This window comes from Phenylobacterium sp. (genome assembly GCF_965284355.1).
Taxonomy (GTDB): Bacteria; Pseudomonadota; Alphaproteobacteria; order Caulobacterales; family Caulobacteraceae; genus Phenylobacterium.
This window is the reverse complement of the sequence record NZ_OZ260078.1, coordinates 15,500-30,538: the sequence shown is the minus strand read 5'-3', so window position 1 is coordinate 30,538 and position 15,039 is coordinate 15,500. Positions and strand designations below refer to the sequence as shown.

The 15,039-nt window shown below is 67.5% G+C and carries 12 protein-coding genes, 1 tRNA gene and 1 riboswitch; of the genes, 2 read left to right on the top strand and 11 right to left on the bottom strand.

The window, feature by feature from the left end; translation table 11 throughout:
* Positions 1-2 precede the first annotated feature (2 nt).
* From ACQ66R_RS00125 to ACQ66R_RS00115, 3 genes are all read right to left on the bottom strand, one after another.
* Complete coding sequence (locus ACQ66R_RS00125) at positions 3-1,925, bottom strand: flavin-containing monooxygenase (RefSeq protein ID WP_430418136.1); 1,923 nt, start codon at positions 1,923-1,925, stop codon at positions 3-5.
* Between the two features lie 89 nt (positions 1,926-2,014).
* On the bottom strand, positions 2,015-2,926 hold the full coding sequence (locus tag ACQ66R_RS00120) for an aldo/keto reductase (protein WP_430418134.1): 912 nt from the start codon (positions 2,924-2,926) through the stop codon (positions 2,015-2,017).
* The gene (locus ACQ66R_RS00115) at positions 2,926-3,798 is read right to left on the bottom strand and encodes an alpha/beta hydrolase (RefSeq protein WP_430418133.1); all 873 of its coding nucleotides are present in this window, start codon (positions 3,796-3,798) and stop codon (positions 2,926-2,928) included. Before ACQ66R_RS00115 ends, ACQ66R_RS00120 begins: the two co-directional genes overlap by 1 nt.
* A 39-nt stretch (positions 3,799-3,837) precedes the next feature.
* Between ACQ66R_RS00115 and ACQ66R_RS00110 the strand changes: the two genes are divergently transcribed.
* A tRNA-Val gene (locus tag ACQ66R_RS00110) sits at positions 3,838-3,914 on the top strand.
* A 54-nt stretch (positions 3,915-3,968) separates the two neighbouring features.
* Here ACQ66R_RS00110 and ACQ66R_RS00105 read toward each other — a convergent pair.
* The 4 genes from ACQ66R_RS00105 to lon all read right to left on the bottom strand — a co-directional run bounded on the left by ACQ66R_RS00105 (position 3,969) and on the right by lon (position 9,125).
* A complete protein-coding gene (locus ACQ66R_RS00105; RefSeq protein ID WP_430418131.1) occupies positions 3,969-5,369 on the bottom strand; it encodes a peptide MFS transporter in 1,401 nt (466 codons plus the stop codon).
* Positions 5,370-5,394: 25 nt separating this feature from the next.
* Positions 5,395-5,976, bottom strand: a complete 582-nt coding sequence (locus ACQ66R_RS00100; RefSeq protein ID WP_430418129.1) for a TMEM165/GDT1 family protein — start codon at positions 5,974-5,976, stop codon at positions 5,395-5,397.
* A gap of 65 nt (positions 5,977-6,041) precedes the next feature.
* Positions 6,042-6,167: riboswitch (yybP-ykoY riboswitch) on the bottom strand.
* A gap of 87 nt (positions 6,168-6,254) precedes the next feature.
* A complete protein-coding gene (locus ACQ66R_RS00095; RefSeq protein ID WP_430418127.1) occupies positions 6,255-6,530 on the bottom strand; it encodes an HU family DNA-binding protein in 276 nt (91 codons plus the stop codon).
* Positions 6,531-6,728: 198 nt separating this feature from the next.
* Positions 6,729-9,125, bottom strand: a complete 2,397-nt coding sequence (gene lon, locus ACQ66R_RS00090) for an endopeptidase La (protein WP_430418125.1) — start codon at positions 9,123-9,125, stop codon at positions 6,729-6,731.
* A 353-nt stretch (positions 9,126-9,478) separates the two neighbouring features.
* Here lon and ACQ66R_RS00085 point away from each other — a divergent pair, with 353 nt between their 5' ends.
* Positions 9,479-10,258 carry a class I SAM-dependent methyltransferase gene (locus ACQ66R_RS00085; RefSeq protein ID WP_430418124.1) on the top strand — a complete coding sequence of 260 codons (780 nt, stop codon included), beginning with the start codon at positions 9,479-9,481 and terminating at the stop codon, positions 10,256-10,258.
* 13 nt (positions 10,259-10,271) lie between these two features.
* On the opposite strand, the gene guaA is transcribed toward ACQ66R_RS00085, so the two are convergent.
* The 4 genes from guaA to guaB are packed head-to-tail and all read right to left on the bottom strand — an operon-like array spanning position 10,272 to position 15,008.
* Complete coding sequence (gene guaA, locus ACQ66R_RS00080) at positions 10,272-11,831, bottom strand: glutamine-hydrolyzing GMP synthase (RefSeq protein WP_430418122.1); 1,560 nt, start codon at positions 11,829-11,831, stop codon at positions 10,272-10,274.
* Positions 11,828-13,105, bottom strand: coding sequence for an RsmB/NOP family class I SAM-dependent RNA methyltransferase (locus tag ACQ66R_RS00075; protein WP_430418121.1), 1,278 nt, complete (start codon positions 13,103-13,105; stop codon positions 11,828-11,830). The genes guaA and ACQ66R_RS00075 overlap by 4 nt, the downstream gene beginning before the upstream one ends.
* 4 nt (positions 13,106-13,109) lie before the next feature.
* On the bottom strand, positions 13,110-13,505 hold the full coding sequence (locus ACQ66R_RS00070) for an MAPEG family protein (RefSeq protein ID WP_430426161.1): 396 nt from the start codon (positions 13,503-13,505) through the stop codon (positions 13,110-13,112).
* A 42-nt stretch (positions 13,506-13,547) separates the two neighbouring features.
* A complete protein-coding gene (gene guaB / locus ACQ66R_RS00065) occupies positions 13,548-15,008 on the bottom strand; it encodes an IMP dehydrogenase (RefSeq protein WP_430418119.1) in 1,461 nt (486 codons plus the stop codon).
* Between the last annotated feature and the right edge of the window lie 31 nt (positions 15,009-15,039).

Below are 15,039 nucleotides of genomic sequence, written 5' to 3'. Positions count from 1 at the left end.
GTTCAGGCCACGGGTTCAGGCGTCCGCTCCAGGACGTAGTCGTCCGGGTTGGGGGCCAGCGTGGCGCGCCAGTAGTCGATCAGGCCGAAGGGCCAGTTCTGGCTGACCCGACCGAACGCGTTCTTGTACCAGCTCGATACGTTGGGCGAGCCCCACGCCCAGCCGGCGTTGGCCTCATCGACCTTGCGGTTGAACTCGTCGTAGACGGCCTGCTTCGGCTCCATGGCCGCAGCCCCGGTCTCGCCCAGCAGCTTGAGGCAGCCCACGATGTAGCGGACGGCGCACTCCGAGAAGAAGATGATCGAGCCGTTCACGACGATGTTGGTGTTGGGGCCATAGATCGTGAACAGGTTGGGGAAGCCCGGGTGGGTCATGCCCAGATAGGCGCGGGCATCGCCGCCCCAAGTCTCGTGCAGGTCGCGCCCGCCCCGGCCCTTGATCTTCAGGAACGACAGGAAGTTCGAGGCCTGGAAGCCGGTGCCGTAGATCAGCACGTCGACCTCGTGCTCGCGGCCGTCGGCGGTGAGCACGCCCTTGGGCGTGATCTTCACGACCTTGTCGGTGACCAGCTCGACGTTGTCGCGCTTCAGGGCGGCAAGCCACACGCCATTGTCCAGCACCGAGCGCTTGCCGCCGATGGGATAGTTGGGCGTCACCTTATCCAGGAGGTCCGGGCGATCGGCGAGCTGGGTCCGGTAGGACTCTGTGGCCATCGCCCGCAGCATGGCGTTCTCGCCGCTGACCGAGTCGGTGGCGTTCCAGGCCGGATCGGACTTGACCATCGGCAGGAAGCCCTCGGTGGTCATCCAGAAGAGCCAGAACCGGTACCACTTGTCGTAATAGGGCACGTGCTCGAGCGTCCACTTCACGCCCTCGGGCACGTCCTCGTGGTAGTGCGGAACCGGCAGGCCCCAGGGCGGATTGCGCTGGAAGACCGTCAGTTTCGCCACGTCGGGCGCGATCTCGGGCACGAACTGGTAGGCCGAGGCGCCCGTGCCGATCACGGCGATGCGCTTACCCTTCAGGTCGACGTCGTGGCGCCACTCGGCCGAGTGAAAAGCCGGGCCCTCGAAGGCGCCCAGGCCCTCGATGTCGGGGAAACGTGGGCGGTTCAGCTGGCCCACGGCGGTGACCACCGCGGTGGCCTCGACGACCTCGGTCTTGCCGTCCTTGCCCTTGAGCGTCGCGCGCCAGACGTTCCGGCCCTCGTCCCACGCCAGGGTCTCGACCAGTGTCTCGAAGCGGATGTGCTTCTTCAGGTCGTACTTCTTGGCGATGCCGCGGAAGTACTCGAGCAGGACCGGCTGGGGCGAGAAATGCTGCGGCCAGGCGTGGTTGGGCTCGAATGAGTAGCTGTACATGTGGTTGGAGTTGTCGACCCGGCAGCCCGGATAGGTGTTCTCGAACCAGGTGCCGCCGACGTCGGGGTTCTTGTCGACGATCTCGAACGGCACCCCGGCCTGGCTGAGCCGGATGCCGGTGAGCAGGCCCGACATCCCGGCGCCGACCACCAGCACCTTCATCTTGCGAACGGCCTGCTGAACCTTCGGCGCCTCGAAGTGCGGGTCCTTGGTGCTGCGCTCCTCGAGCACCAGTTCATCGACCAGGAAGTCGACGTACTGCTCAGGGATCGGCGCGCCGGCCACGAAGTCCATCTGCCTGCAGATCGTGGCGTGGTCGGGACGCAGCATCTGCAGGGGCCTGCCGCCCAGGTAGGCCTCGATGGCCTCGGCGGCGCGCTTGCGGATATCGGCCTGGACCTCCTCGGGCAGGCCCGTGTCGCCGCGCGACAGCGGGTTGTAGACCGGCGTCCAATCCGAGCGGAGCCACGAGATGTCGCCCGTCATCTGCACGAGGGCGGCCATGAGCGCCGGAAGATGCGCGTCCTTGAGGGCCTCTTCGATATCCGCGCGAGAGACTGCCATCTGCCGATCCTGCCCTAGGTTATCATTGTTCTGAAATCAGCATGCCCGCGGCCGACGCGCGGCGGAAGTCCTCACGTGACGTCAGGGACTTAGGTTTGCGCGACCCGAACTTTGGCCATGACGTCTGCGGGCAGCTGCCGGCCTGACGTCGCGAGGTTTTCGCGCAGGTGCGACGGCCTGGTCGCGCCGAAGACCGCGGCGCTGACGTTGGGGTTGGCCAGGACATACGCCAAGGCCGCCTGGGATCCCGACCAGTCCGGTAGACGATGCAGGAAGCCGAACGGACGGCCGCGGCGAAGTTCCTCCCTATGCTTGGCCAGCGCGCGGGCGGCGTACCAGAGGTCTTGCGGGCCTTTCAGCCGCGCCAGCAGCGGGCGGGTGTGGCCCATGGCCAGCGGCATGCCCGCAAGCACGCCCTTCCCCGCCGCCGCCGCGCGGGCGATCAGCGGTTCGCGCTCAGGGCGCAGGACGTTGTAGTCGACCATCACCGCGTCGATGACCGCCAGGCCGATGGCGTGATCAATCACGGCGGGATCGAAGCTGTTGAGGCCGATGGCCCGCGCCACGCCCCTCGCCTTCAGGCCCTCCAGCGCCGCCTGCATCTCATCGTCCAGTTCGGCGGCGGACGGCCCGTGGAGCTGAAGCAGGCCCAGGGTCTCGAGGCCCAGGTTGCGCAGGCTGCGCTCGGCGCTCGCGACGATGGCGGCGGGGCTCATGTCGCGCGCGATGCGCCCGCCGCCCGCGTGATGGGTGCCGGCCTTGGTGGCGATGACCAGCTTCGAGACGTCGCGGCCCTGCAGCGCCCGCCCTAGCCGCGGCTCGGCCTCGCCGGCCGAGTAGCTGGCCCCGGTGTCGAAGAGAGTGACGCCCAGGTCGATCGCCTCGTGCACCAGACCCAGCGCAGTCCGCTCATCAAAGCGTGATTTGCCCCACCAGCTGGCGCAGCCGAAGCCCAGCTCCGAGATGGTCAGCCCCGTGCGGCCGAGCGGGCGATAGAACATCAGCGGCGGTTGCCGAAGGCGCGTTCGATCGCCGGGACCACGACCGTCTTCCAGGCGTCGGTCGTCGGGATCACCGGGTCGAAATGACCCACGCCCTTGATTTCGATGGCCTCGGCCTTGTCGCCGGCGGCCCTCACCTTCGCGGCGTAGGCCTGGCCGGTCTCAGGCGGCATGACGTGATCGAATTCGCCATGGATCATCGTCACAGCGGCGCCGACAGGCAGGAGCTCGGCCGGCGAGGTCTCGGCGTAGGTCGCGGGCGGCGCGACCTGGGAGATTGTGGGTCCGCATGCGCCGGAGAAGACGCCTGCGTGGGACTGCAGGTCACCGATCCCGCCCAGGCTGACCACCGCACGGATCTTCAGCGGCCTGGCGCGCCAAAGCGGGCTGTCCTTCGGCAGCTTGGCCCGCGACGTGGCCCAGAGGCCAAGATGCCCCCCGGCCGAATGGCCCACGGCGACGACCCGCCGGGTGTCGAGCCGGTACGTCGGCGCCTCGGTGCGAATCCGATCCACGGCGTCGGCCACGTCCTGAAGAGTCCCCGGATAGCCGGCCCCATTCTCGCCCAGCTTGCGGTACTCGACGTTCCAGACGGCATAGCCGCGGTCGGCCAGATCGGCGGCGATGCCGCTGGACTGGGGCAGGCCCTGGTACTCGGCCAGGAAACACCCGCCGTGGATCAGCACCACGACCGGATGCGGCCCCTTCGTCTTCGGCAGAAACAGCTCGACCACCTGGGCAGGCGCCGGGCCATAGGAAATGCGCGCGTCGGCCTTCGTCTGAGGCTGACCCATGTAGTCGTCAACGGTGGCGGGAGCCGTCTGGGCGGATGTGGCGCACATGAGAAGGATGATCGCGGCTCGCCAACGCATTGCGCAATGGGCTCCTGTTGAGGCAGTAGAGCGCGCCAAGGGCGGCTAGCTCAGCTGGTTAGAGCACCTCGTTTACACCGAGGGGGTCGGCGGTTCGAACCCGTCGCCGCCCACCAGCCTTCGCGCGGTCCCCGCGCTACGGCACGAAGAGCAAGCTTGGGCGCTTGGCCTCAAGCCGCCTCCACGGCTCGCCCAGCCCCGATCGCAGCCGGGCTCAGCAACGGCGAGAAGAAGCGGCCCACGATCAGGAACACCACCGCCGCGCCCGCCGCGATCGCGGTGTGCATCAGCCAGAACCGGCTGGCGCCCAGGTCGTCCAGCAGCGTGCCCAGAATGCCGACGGTCTGATTCCCGGCGAACAGGTGCAGGTAGTAGATGCCGATAATCGTCGAGGTGATCGCCGCCGGCGCGGCGCGCGCGTAGAGCGCCAGCGACACCGGCAGCATGTTGGCGAAGGCGATGCTGTTGAGGACGTGGAACAGCACGCACCACCAGATGCTGACCTGGGTCCCGTTCGCCTCGGCGATCAGCGAGCCCACGGCGAGGGACGCCACGCCCGTCACCGACACGAAGGCCCCGATCGTCAGCTTGCCGATCTCGTCGGGCTCCTTGAAGCGGGTCGCCCAGAGCCGCCAGAAGACGACCATGATGGCCAGGAAGCTGACCGAGACGATGCTGTCGAGGCTGATCAGCCAGGTCGTGGGCACCTTGTCGCCCATCAAGGTCAGATCGACACTCGTGTCGGCCCACACGAGGTAGGCGTTGAAGATCTGCTGGTTGCAGAGCACCGAGGCGGTCAGCACCGGGATCAGCAGGACCAGCAAGGCCACCACGCGCCAGTCGTGGGCCGTCAGCTTCGGACGCTCGACCCGGTCGGCGCGACGCACCACGGGCTCAGGCGGCAGGTGGCGGCGCCCCCAGAGGTAGATCATGAGCGCGAGCAACATGCCGATGCCCGCCGCGCCGAAGCCGTAGTGCCACCCCACCTTCTCGCCCAGGGTCCCGGCCACGAGCGGAGCGGCGATCACGCCGGCATTGATGGCCAGGTAGAAGATCTGGAAGGCGTCGGCGCGCCGCAGATCCTTCTCGGCGTACAGCGAGCCCACCTGGCCCGCGATGTTGCCCTTGAAGCAGCCGGTGCCCAGCACCAGGCACAGCAGCGCCAGCAGGAACGTCTGGTCGAAGGCCATGAGGAAGTGGCCGGCGGCCATCAGCAGGGCCCCCAGTACGATCGTGCGTGTCTTGCCCAGCAGCCGGTCGGCCAGCAGCCCGCCCAGGATGGGGGTCAGATAGACGAGGCTGGTGTACATCCCGAAGATCGTCGAGGCGACGTCCTGGGTGGACGCGCCGGGCCGGTAGATCAGCTGGATGAACGACCTGAAGCCCTCGAAGCCCCAGATCTGGTCGACGTGCGGAGCCAGCAGCAGCGACTTGGTCATGTAGAGGACCAGCAGGCCCTGCATGCCGTAGTAGGAGAACCGCTCCCAGGCCTCGGTGAAGGCCAGGTAGCCCAGCGCCTTCGGGTGGCCAAAGAAGGCCCTGTCCCCGTCCCCCACGGTCTTGGCCGTCATAAGATTCTCCAGACCCTGCCGAACCTTAGAAGGAAATGCCGGGCTTTAGGAAGGCCGCCGCGAGCACCCATGCCCCAAGGATCAGGAAGATGAGGGCGGCCCCCACCCGCACGTAGCGCAACGGCACGATCCGGGTGGCGGCCTCGCCGAGCAGCACCGCCGGGACGTTGGCGATCATCATGCCCAGCGTCGTCCCGGCCGCCACGACGGCGACATCCTGGAAGCGGGCGGCGAGCAGGGTCGTGGCGATCTGGGTCTTGTCGCCGATCTCCACCAGGAAGAAGGCGACGACGGTGGTCAGGAAGACGCCGCCGGCCGCCCGGTTCGCCGCGCCCTCGTCATCCTTGTCGGGAATGAGGGCCCAGAGGGCCATAGCGATGAAGCCCGCGCCCACCAGGATCTGGAACGTCGGCCCGCTCAGCCAACGGGCGACCACGAAGCCCAGGGCCGCCGCGCCGGTGTGGTTCAGGATGGTGGCGACCAGAATGCCCAGGATGATCGGGACGGGCCGTCTGAACTTCGCGGCCAGGATCATGGCGAGCAGCTGGGTCTTGTCGCCGATCTCGGCGACGGCGACGAGCCCGGTGGAGACGAGGAAGGCTTCCAAGGCGGATACTCCGGGACGCGGCGTTCGACACGACGACGCAAGGCCCCCGCCGCGCCCGCAGGCTTAAGGAGGCTGCATCGCCGGTCTCGCCAATCCAGGCCCGAAGGCCTGCCGCACGCGCCATGGCTTCGAAAAGCCAAGTTTGTTGACGCGGGCTCCGCTGTCGCGCGGACGGCTACTCCCCGAGGAGGCGGACGTCCTACCCCGCCCCGGCCTGGACGTACAAACGAAAAGAGCGGCCGCGACGAGCGGCCGCCCTTTCTGTCTCCCCAGACGCCCTAGCTGTTCAGCGTACTCTTCAGCGCGTCACCCACGCGGAACCGGCAGGTCTGCGAAGCCGGACGCTTCACCTTCTCGCCGGTGCGGGGGTTGCGCGCGACACCAGCGGCCCGCTTGACGGGCACAAAACTCCCGAAGCCGACGAGACGAACCTCATCACCCGCCTTGAGCGAGGTGGAGACGGAAGCGATGAAGGCGTCCAGCGCCTCCTTGGCCTGCGCCCGGTTGAGACCCGCCTTGTCGGCAATCGCCGAGACAAGTTCGGCCTTCGTCATGGTGTGTTTTCTCCCAGCCCAATTCTATCTGTGGCGTGGAAGGTCTTGGGCCGCGCCCCCCTACGCCTTGTTCGAATTCACGCATGACAAAGCGGAACCGTCAAACGGCAGCGGCGCGGGAATCCCTCCCGCGCCGCGCGTTGTCACAGAATTTGATCCCCAGCGTGGTCGAGACGCCGGGGATACCTTGTTTTCGAACTAGTGAATCCCGATCGCGTCGGACCCATCCGAATCATCGACCGCCACGGCCACCGGCACAGGCTCGGTCCACTCGATCGCCACCGGGGCGCGAGTGAGCGCCTTGGCGAGCACCTCGTCCATGGTGTTGACGGGGATGATCTCCATCGCCGACTTCACGTTCTCGGGGATGTCGGCCAGGTCTTTCTCGTTCTCTTCCGGGATCAGCACCGTCTTCACGCCCGAGCGGAGGGCCGCCAGCAGCTTCTCCTTCAGGCCGCCGATGGCGGTGACACGTCCGCGCAGGGTGACCTCGCCGGTCATGGCGATGTCGGCCCGAATCGGAATGCCGGTCAGCACCGAGACGATCGCCGTGGCCATGGCCGCGCCGGCGGATGGACCGTCCTTGGGCGTGGCGCCGTCGGGCACGTGGATGTGCACGTCGGTCCGCTCGAACGAGGGCGGCTCGATGCCGAACTTGGTCGCCCGGCTGCGGACATAGCTATTCGCCGCCGCGATCGACTCCTTCATCACGTCCTTCAGGTTGCCCGTGATGGACATGCGGCCCTTGCCGGGCATCTTCACGGCTTCGATCGTCAGAATGTCGCCGCCAAAGTCGGTGTACGCCAGGCCGGTGATGATGCCGACCGCGTCCTCCTTGTCGGTCTCGCCATAGCGGTACTTCTTGACGCCCGCGTACTTCTCCAGCCGCTCGCCATCGACCGTGATCGACAGCAGCTTTTCGCGGCCCAGGTCCCGGACCGTCTTGCGCGCCAGGTTGCCCAGCTCGCGCTCGAGGTTCCGGACGCCCGCTTCACGGGTGTAGTAGCGGATCAGGTCGCGGATGGACTCCTCGGGCACCGAGAACTCTTCCGGCTTCAGCCCGTGGTCCTTGGTCAGCTTGGGCAGGATGTGCCGCTTGGCGATCTCGACCTTCTCGTCCTCGGTGTAGCCGGGGATACGGATGATCTCCATGCGGTCCAGCAGGGGCTGGGGCATGTTGAGCGAGTTGGCCGTGGTGACGAACATCACCGGCGACAGGTCGTAGTCGACTTCCAGATAGTGGTCGCCGAACGTAGAGTTCTGCGCGGGGTCCAGCACCTCGAGCAGCGCCGACGACGGATCGCCCCGCCAGTCGCTGCCCATCTTGTCGATCTCGTCCAGCAGGAAGAAGGCGTTCGTGGTCTTCGCCTTCTTCATCGACTGGATGACCTTGCCGGGCATCGAGCCGATGTAGGTGCGTCGGTGGCCGCGGATCTCGGCCTCGTCGCGCACGCCGCCCAGGGACACCCGGACAAACTCGCGGCTGGTGGCCTTGGCGATCGACTTGCCCAGCGAGGTCTTGCCCACCCCAGGCGGACCCACCAGGCACAGGATCGGGCCCTTCAGGCTGCCCACGCGGCTCTGCACCGCGAGGTACTCCAGGATCCGTTCCTTCACCTTGTCGAGGCCGTAGTGGTCCTCGTTGAGGATGTCCTCGGCCTTCTGCAGGTCGATGGGCTTCTGCTTCGCCTTGCCCCAGGGGATCGACAGCAGCCAGTCCAGATAGTTCCGCACGACCGTGCTCTCGGCCGACATCGGACTCATGTTGCGCAGCTTCTTCAGCTCCGCCTCGGCCTTCGTGCGGGCTTCCTTCGAGAGCTTGGTCTTCTTGATGCGCTTCTCGAGTTCGATCAGTTCGTCGCGATGATCGTCCTGCTCGCCCAGCTCGCGCTGGATCGCCTTCATCTGCTCGTTCAGATAGTACTCGCGCTGGGTCTTCTCCATCTGCCGCTTCACGCGGTTCCGGATCTTCTTCTCGGTCTGCATGACCGAGATCTCGCCCTCCATCAGGGCGTAGACCTTCTCCAGGCGCTTCACGACGTTGAAGACCTCGAGGAGCTGCTGCTTCTCGGCGATCTTGACGCTCAGGTGGCCGGCGATGCGGTCGGCCAGCTCGGACGGGTTGTCGATCTGCGGGATCGCAGCCAGCGCCTCGGGCGGGACCTTCTTGTTCAGCTTCACATAGTTCTCGAACTGCTCGATCACCGCACGGCTCAGGGCTTCGGCTTCAGGCGAACCCGCGCCGTCCTCCTGGACCATGGCGATCTCGGCTTCGTACCACTCGCCCTGGCCGGTGAACTTGGTGATCCCGGCGCGCGCCTTGCCTTCGACCAGCACCTTCACGGTGCCGTCGGGCAGCTTCAGCAGCTGCAGGATGGTGGCGACCACGCCCACGTCATAGATGGCGTTCGGCGACGGATCGTCGTCGTCCTTGTCCTTCTGGGTGGCCAGAAGGATCTGCTTGCCTTCCGCCCGCATGGCCTCTTCGAGCGCCCTGACGGACTTCTCCCGGCCCACGAAGAGCGGCACCGGTTGATGTGGGAAGACCACGATGTCCCGCAGGGGCAGGATCGGCAGAATCTTGATCTCAGACATATTGCTCTAACTCCTGGCGGGCCCCTTTTGTGGCAGCTCGCCCTGCCGGATCGTGGTCACTCAAACGATGCGCTTGAGTCGGACGACCCGTCCGCCGATGCCCGGCGGCTTGCTCGATGATTCATGTGGACGGTTTCCAAGGCCTTTCAAGGATCACGCATAGCGGGCGCGACACTGCGTCCATTCGCCTCTGAGGCTCAGCCGACGGATCAGGACGCGGATGGCGAAAGGGCCAGAATCCACTCACGCCGTTGAGATAGGCAATACGCCCGTTGGTCTCAAGGCTGTCGGCGCCGCTGCCCACGTGGCCTAGCCTGCCCCACCGTTCGCTTGCTTCTCGAAGGAGGTCGCCGATGCGCCCGATCCTGACCGTCGCCCTCGCCGCCGCCCTGGCGTCTGGCTGTTCCAAGTCGCAGTCCGCGGCGCCCGAGGCGGCTGCGCCTGCGGCGGCGGCCCCGGCTCCGAATATCGCCGCCGATCCGGCGCGCGCGGCCGACGTGGCCAAGGACGCGACCCGGCACGGGCCGGAGCTGGTGGCCTTCGCCGAGGTAAAGCCGGGCCAGCGGGTCTACGACCTCATCCCGGGCGGCGGCTACTTCACCCGCCTGTTCGGCCTGACGGTGGGGCCGACGGGCAAGGTCTTCGCGGTGTGGCCCGACGAGTACGACAAGGTCTCCAAGCCCGACTCCGACGTGATACGGAAGATGGCCGCCACGGCGCCCTACACCAACGTCGTGGTGATGACCCAGCCGGCCAAGGCGTTCAGCGCGCCTGAGCCGCTGGACCTGGTCTTCACGTCGCAGAACTACCACGACTATCCCGACCCCTTCATGGGCAAGGTCGATCCGGCGGTGCTGAACGCCGCCGTGTTCAAGGCCCTGAAGCCCGGCGGCCTCTATGTGATCATCGACCACTCTGGCAGGCCCGGGACGGGCATGAAAGAGACCGACACCCTGCATCGGATCGATGTCGAGACGGTCAAGCAACAGGTGGCCGCCGCGGGCTTCGTGCTGGAGGGCGAAAGCCAGCTCCTGGCCAACCCGGCCGATCCCCGCACGTCCGACGTGTTCGACAAGTCGATCCGCGGCAAGACCGACCAGTTCGTGCTGAAGTTCAGGAAGCCCAAGGCTTAGCAGCGTCGGCGCCCTACTCCCACTCGATGGTGCCCGGGGGCTTGCTGGTGACGTCGTAGACGACGCGGTTGACGCCCCTTACCTCGTTGATGATCCGGGTGGCGCAGCGACCCAGGACCTCCCAGGGGAACTCGAAGAAGTCGGCGGTCATGCCGTCGGTTGAGGTGACCGCGCGCAAGGCCAGGACGTCCTCGTAGGTGCGGGCGTCGCCCATGACGCCGACGGTCTTGACCGGCAGCAGCACCGCGAAGGCCTGCCAGATCTTGTCGTAGAGCCCCGCCTTCCGAATTTCGTCGAGGTAGATGGCGTCGGCCTGTTGCAGCACGGCGACCTTCTCGCGGGTGATCTCGCCCGGAATGCGGATCGCCAGGCCCGGCCCCGGGAACGGGTGACGGCCGACGAAGGCGGGCGGCAGGCCAAGCTCGACGCCCAGGGCGCGGACCTCGTCCTTGAACAGCTCGCGAAGCGGCTCGACCAGCTTCAGCTTCATGTAGTCGGGCAGGCCGCCCACATTGTGGTGGCTCTTGATGACCGCTGAGGGGCCGCCGGTGGGCGAGACGCTCTCGATCACGTCGGGATAGAGGGTGCCCTGCGCCAGGAATGCCGCGCCCTCGATCTTGGCGCTCTCCTTGTCGAACACCTCGATGAACAGCCGGCCGATGGTCTTGCGCTTGGTCTCAGGGTCGGTGACGCCGGCCAGCTCGCCCAGGAAAAGGTCACCCGCATCAACATGTACCAGCGGAATGTTGTAGTGATCCCGGAACATGGTGACGACCTGGGTCGCCTCGTCCTTGCGCAGCAGGCCGGTGTCGACGAACACGCAGGTCAGCTGCTCGCCAATGGCCTCGTGGATCAGGACGGCGGCCACCGAGCTGTCGACGCCGCCGGACAGACCGCAGATCACCTTGGCGTCGCCGACCTGGGCGCGGATCTTCTCGACCTGCTCCTGGCGGTAGGAGGCCATCGTCCAGTCGCCCGTAAGCCCGGCGATGCGATGGGTGAAATTGCGCAGGATCAGGGCGCCGCGCGGCGTGTGAACCACCTCGGGGTGGAACTGGATGCCATAGAAGCGGCGGCCCTCGTCGGCGATCACGGCGTAGGGACTGCCGGGTGAGGTGGCGACCACGTCGAAACCCTGCGGGATCGCCGTGATCTTGTCGCCGTGGCTCATCCAGACGGTCTCGGTGTGGCCGAGAGCGCCCAGCCCCTCGAGCAACGGCGACTCCCGCTCGATGCTGATCTCGGCCCGGCCGAACTCGCGGTCGTGACCGCCCTCCACAGCCCCGCCCAGCTGCGCGCACATGGTCATCTCGCCGTAGCAGATGCCCAGGACCGGCACGCCCAGCTCGAACACCTTCTGCGGCGCCGAGGGACTGTGCGCCTCGTGCACGCTGGCCGGCCCCCCCGACAGGATGATCGCCTTGGGCCCGAAGGCCTCCAGCATGGCCTCGACCTTGTCGTAGGGATGGATCTCGCAATAGACCCCCGCCTCGCGCAGCCGCCGCGCGATGAGCTGGGTCACCTGGCTGCCGAAATCGACGATCAGGACCTTTTCGTGGGCGGGCGCGCTCAAGGGCGTTTCTCCAGGACCGCGACGTAGAAGCCGTCGGTGTTCGAGGTTCGGGGCGTGAGCCGCAGGTCGCCCGCGGCGGTCAGGAAGGGTTCGAGCTCAGGCGTCGCCGCGGCTGGACGGCGCGCGAAGGCGGGGTTGCGGGCCAGGAAGGCCTCCACGCGATCCTCGTCCTCGTCGGGCAGCACCGAGCAGGTGACATAGATCATCCGCCCGCCCGGCCTGGTGTAGGTCGCCCCGTCGTCGAGCACCTGATCCTGGTCCTTCTGGCGCTTGGCCAGGGTGTCCGGCGTCAGTCGCCACTTGGTGTCGGGGTGACGGCGCCAGGAGCCGGTTCCGGAACAGGGTGCGTCGATGAACACCACGTCCATCTTGCCCACGAGGTCCTTGAGCGGCTCGGGATTGAGCGGGGTGCGGACCTGCAGGTTGCGGACGCCCGCGCGGTCGCCGCGGCGGATCGTGTCGGTCAGGCGTCGGGCGTCGCTGTCGTAGGCATAGATCTGACCGGTGTTGTTCATGGCGGCCGCGAGCGCGAGCGTCTTGCCGCCGCCGCCGGCGCACAGGTCGAGCACCTGCTTGCCCTTCACATCGCCCGCCGCCGCAGCAGCGACCTGGGAGCCCAGGTCCTGGACCTCATACCAGCCCTTGGAGAACTGAGGGATCGCCTCGATGGCGGCGCCCCGGTCGGCGGCGGCCGGCGCGGCGACGCGCAGCGCGTTGGGCATCAGGCCCGGCGGCTGGGCATCGAAGGTCTTCAACGCATTCAGCGCGCGGGCCGGGTCGGTCTTGATCGTGTTGACGCGCAGGTCCACCGGCGCGCGTTCCGCCAGGGCAGCGCCTTCCTCTGCCCGGTTCTCGCCAAAGGCGCGGGTGAAGGCCGGCTCGAGCCAGTCGGCATAGTCGCCACGTACCGCCGGCGGGGCATCGGTCAGATCCCGCGGCGCGGCCAGGGCCGCGCGTTCGGCGTCGGTAATTGGTCCATGGCCATGAACCTCGTCGCCCGCGGCTTCGGCCAGCCGGTCGAGCGGCCATCCCCAGTGCAGATGCAACGTGGCCAGCACTGCGGCGCGCAGGCTGTCGTCGCCCATCTGCCAACCCAGCGAACGCCGACGGCGCAGGACGTCGAGGACGAGGCCCGAGATGAACGCGCGGTCCTTCGAACCGGCGTAGCGGGCGCCTTCTCCCCAGGTCTTCATGGCGAGGCGGACGGGCTTATGCCGCGTCTCGATCTCGGTCAGAACCTCAATGGCCGCCGTCAGACGTCCGCCGTCGCGCATCAACTCACCTGAAGAGGGCCACGAGCACCATCACGAGCCCGACCATCGCCACGAGCCAGACCAACGTACGGATGGTCGGGATCCCCGAGGCGTAGAGCGGCGCATAGAGGGCGCGAGCAGCGACATAGAGGCCGGAGCCCCAGACGGTCAGATCGGTCCCGAGCTTGCCTGCGAAGGCGCAGGCCAGGATCGCGGCGGCGAAGAAGGGGAAGGTCTCGGCGAAGTTCCAGAAGGCGCGCTCGAGGCGTGCGGCCACGCCGCCCAGAGGCATGGGCGTGTCGCGCGGGCCGGCCGCCCACTTCAGGTCGCCCTGATGCGCGCGCGCCGCCGCCGCCGCCCACAGCAGCTGGACCAACCCGACGACGATCGCCGCACCGAGGAGCTTCAGCTCCACAGGCATCTCACCCACCATTCCAGCCTCCCCCGGTTGTCCGGCGCCGGCTCAGACCGCGCTCGGATAGTTCGGCGCTTCCCGCGTGATCATCACGTCGTGGACGTGGCTCTCGCGCAGGCCCGCGCCGGTGATGCGGATGAAGCGGGCGCGCTCGCGGAACAGCGCCAGGTCGGGCGCGCCGACATAGCCCATGGCCGCACGCAGGCCGCCCACCATCTGGTGCAGGATCGGCGCGATCGGCCCCTTGTAGGGGACCTGGCCCTCGATACCCTCGGGCACCAGCTTCAGCGCGTCCTTGACGTCCTTCTGGAAGTAGCGGTCGGCCGAGCCCTGGCCCATGGCGCCCACCGAGCCCATGCCGCGGTACGACTTGTATGACCGGCCCTGGTACAGGAACACCTCGCCAGGGGCCTCGTCGACGCCCGCGAACACCGAACCCATCATGGCCACCGAGGCGCCCATGGCCAGCGCCTTGGCCAGGTCGCCCGAGTACTTGATGCCGCCGTCGGCGACGATCGGCACGTCGGAGTCCTTGGCCGCGCGCACGGCGTCGGCGATGGCGGTCAGCTGAGGCACGCCGACACCGGCCACGATCCGCGTGGTGCAGATGGAGCCCGGGCCGATACCCACCTTCACCGCGTCAGCGCCGGCCGCGATCAGCGCACGCGCGCCGTCATAGGTGGCGACGTTGCCGGCGACGATCTGCACGCGGTTGGTCTCACGCTTCACCCGGGCGACGGCGTCGGCGACCGAGCTGTTGTGGCCGTGGGCGGTGTCGATGACGACCACGTCCACACCGGCGTCCACCAGCGCCATCGAGCGCTCGTAACCCGCGTCCCCCACCGTCGAGGCGGCGGCGACCAGCAGGCGGCCTTGGGCGTCCTTGGCCGCGAACGGGTGAGCCTGGGACTTCTCCATGTCCTTCACGGTGATCAGGCCCACGGCGCGGTAGTCGTCGTCGACGACGATCAGCCGCTCGATCTTGTGACGCCGAAGCAGGTCGCGCGCCTCGGCCTGGCTGACGCCTTCGCGCACGGTGACCAAGCCCTCATGGGTCATCACCGACTTGGCCGGGGTGGCGTCGCTGCCCTCGAAGCGCATGTCGCGGTTCGTGAGGATGCCGCACAGTCGCCCGTTGTGGTCGACCACCGGGAAGCCCGAGATGTGCCGACGCGCCTTGATCTGGCGAACCTCGCCCAGGGTGGTCTCGGGCCCGATGGTCAGCGGATTGATGACCATGCCGCTTTCGTAGCGCTTCACTTCGCGCACCTGGTCGGCCTGTTCGTCGACGGTCAGGTTCCGGTGCAGCACGCCGATGCCGCCCGACTGGGCCATGGCGATGGCCAGCCGGCTCTCGGTGACGGTGTCCATGGCCGCGGACACCAGCGGGATATTCAGACTGATTTCGCGCGTGAAGCGGGTCGAGACGTCCACCTGCGTGGGCATGACGTCGGACGGGCCGGGCTCGAGCAAAACGTCGTCGAAGGTGAGACCTTCTCGGATCTCCATGCGACTCTCCATTTTGCGATCCGCGTATAGG

Bases quoted from the DNA above. Each gene is read 5' to 3' on its own strand.
- ACQ66R_RS00125 (WP_430418136.1), bottom strand. From the start codon at position 1,925: ATGGCAGTCTCTCGCGCGGATATCGAAGAGGCCCTCAAGGACGCGCAT.
- ACQ66R_RS00120 (WP_430418134.1), bottom strand. From the start codon at position 2,926: ATGTTCTATCGCCCGCTCGGCCGCACGGGGCTGACCATCTCGGAGCTG.
- ACQ66R_RS00115 (WP_430418133.1), bottom strand. From the start codon at position 3,798: ATGCGTTGGCGAGCCGCGATCATCCTTCTCATGTGCGCCACATCCGCC.
- ACQ66R_RS00105 (WP_430418131.1), bottom strand. From the start codon at position 5,369: ATGACGGCCAAGACCGTGGGGGACGGGGACAGGGCCTTCTTTGGCCAC.
- ACQ66R_RS00095 (WP_430418127.1), bottom strand. From the start codon at position 6,530: ATGACGAAGGCCGAACTTGTCTCGGCGATTGCCGACAAGGCGGGTCTC.
- lon (WP_430418125.1), bottom strand. From the start codon at position 9,125: ATGTCTGAGATCAAGATTCTGCCGATCCTGCCCCTGCGGGACATCGTG.
- ACQ66R_RS00085 (WP_430418124.1), top strand. From the start codon at position 9,479: ATGCGCCCGATCCTGACCGTCGCCCTCGCCGCCGCCCTGGCGTCTGGC.
- ACQ66R_RS00075 (WP_430418121.1), bottom strand. From the start codon at position 13,105: ATGCGCGACGGCGGACGTCTGACGGCGGCCATTGAGGTTCTGACCGAG.
- ACQ66R_RS00070 (WP_430426161.1), bottom strand. From the start codon at position 13,505: ATGCCTGTGGAGCTGAAGCTCCTCGGTGCGGCGATCGTCGTCGGGTTG.
- guaB (WP_430418119.1), bottom strand. From the start codon at position 15,008: ATGGAGATCCGAGAAGGTCTCACCTTCGACGACGTTTTGCTCGAGCCC.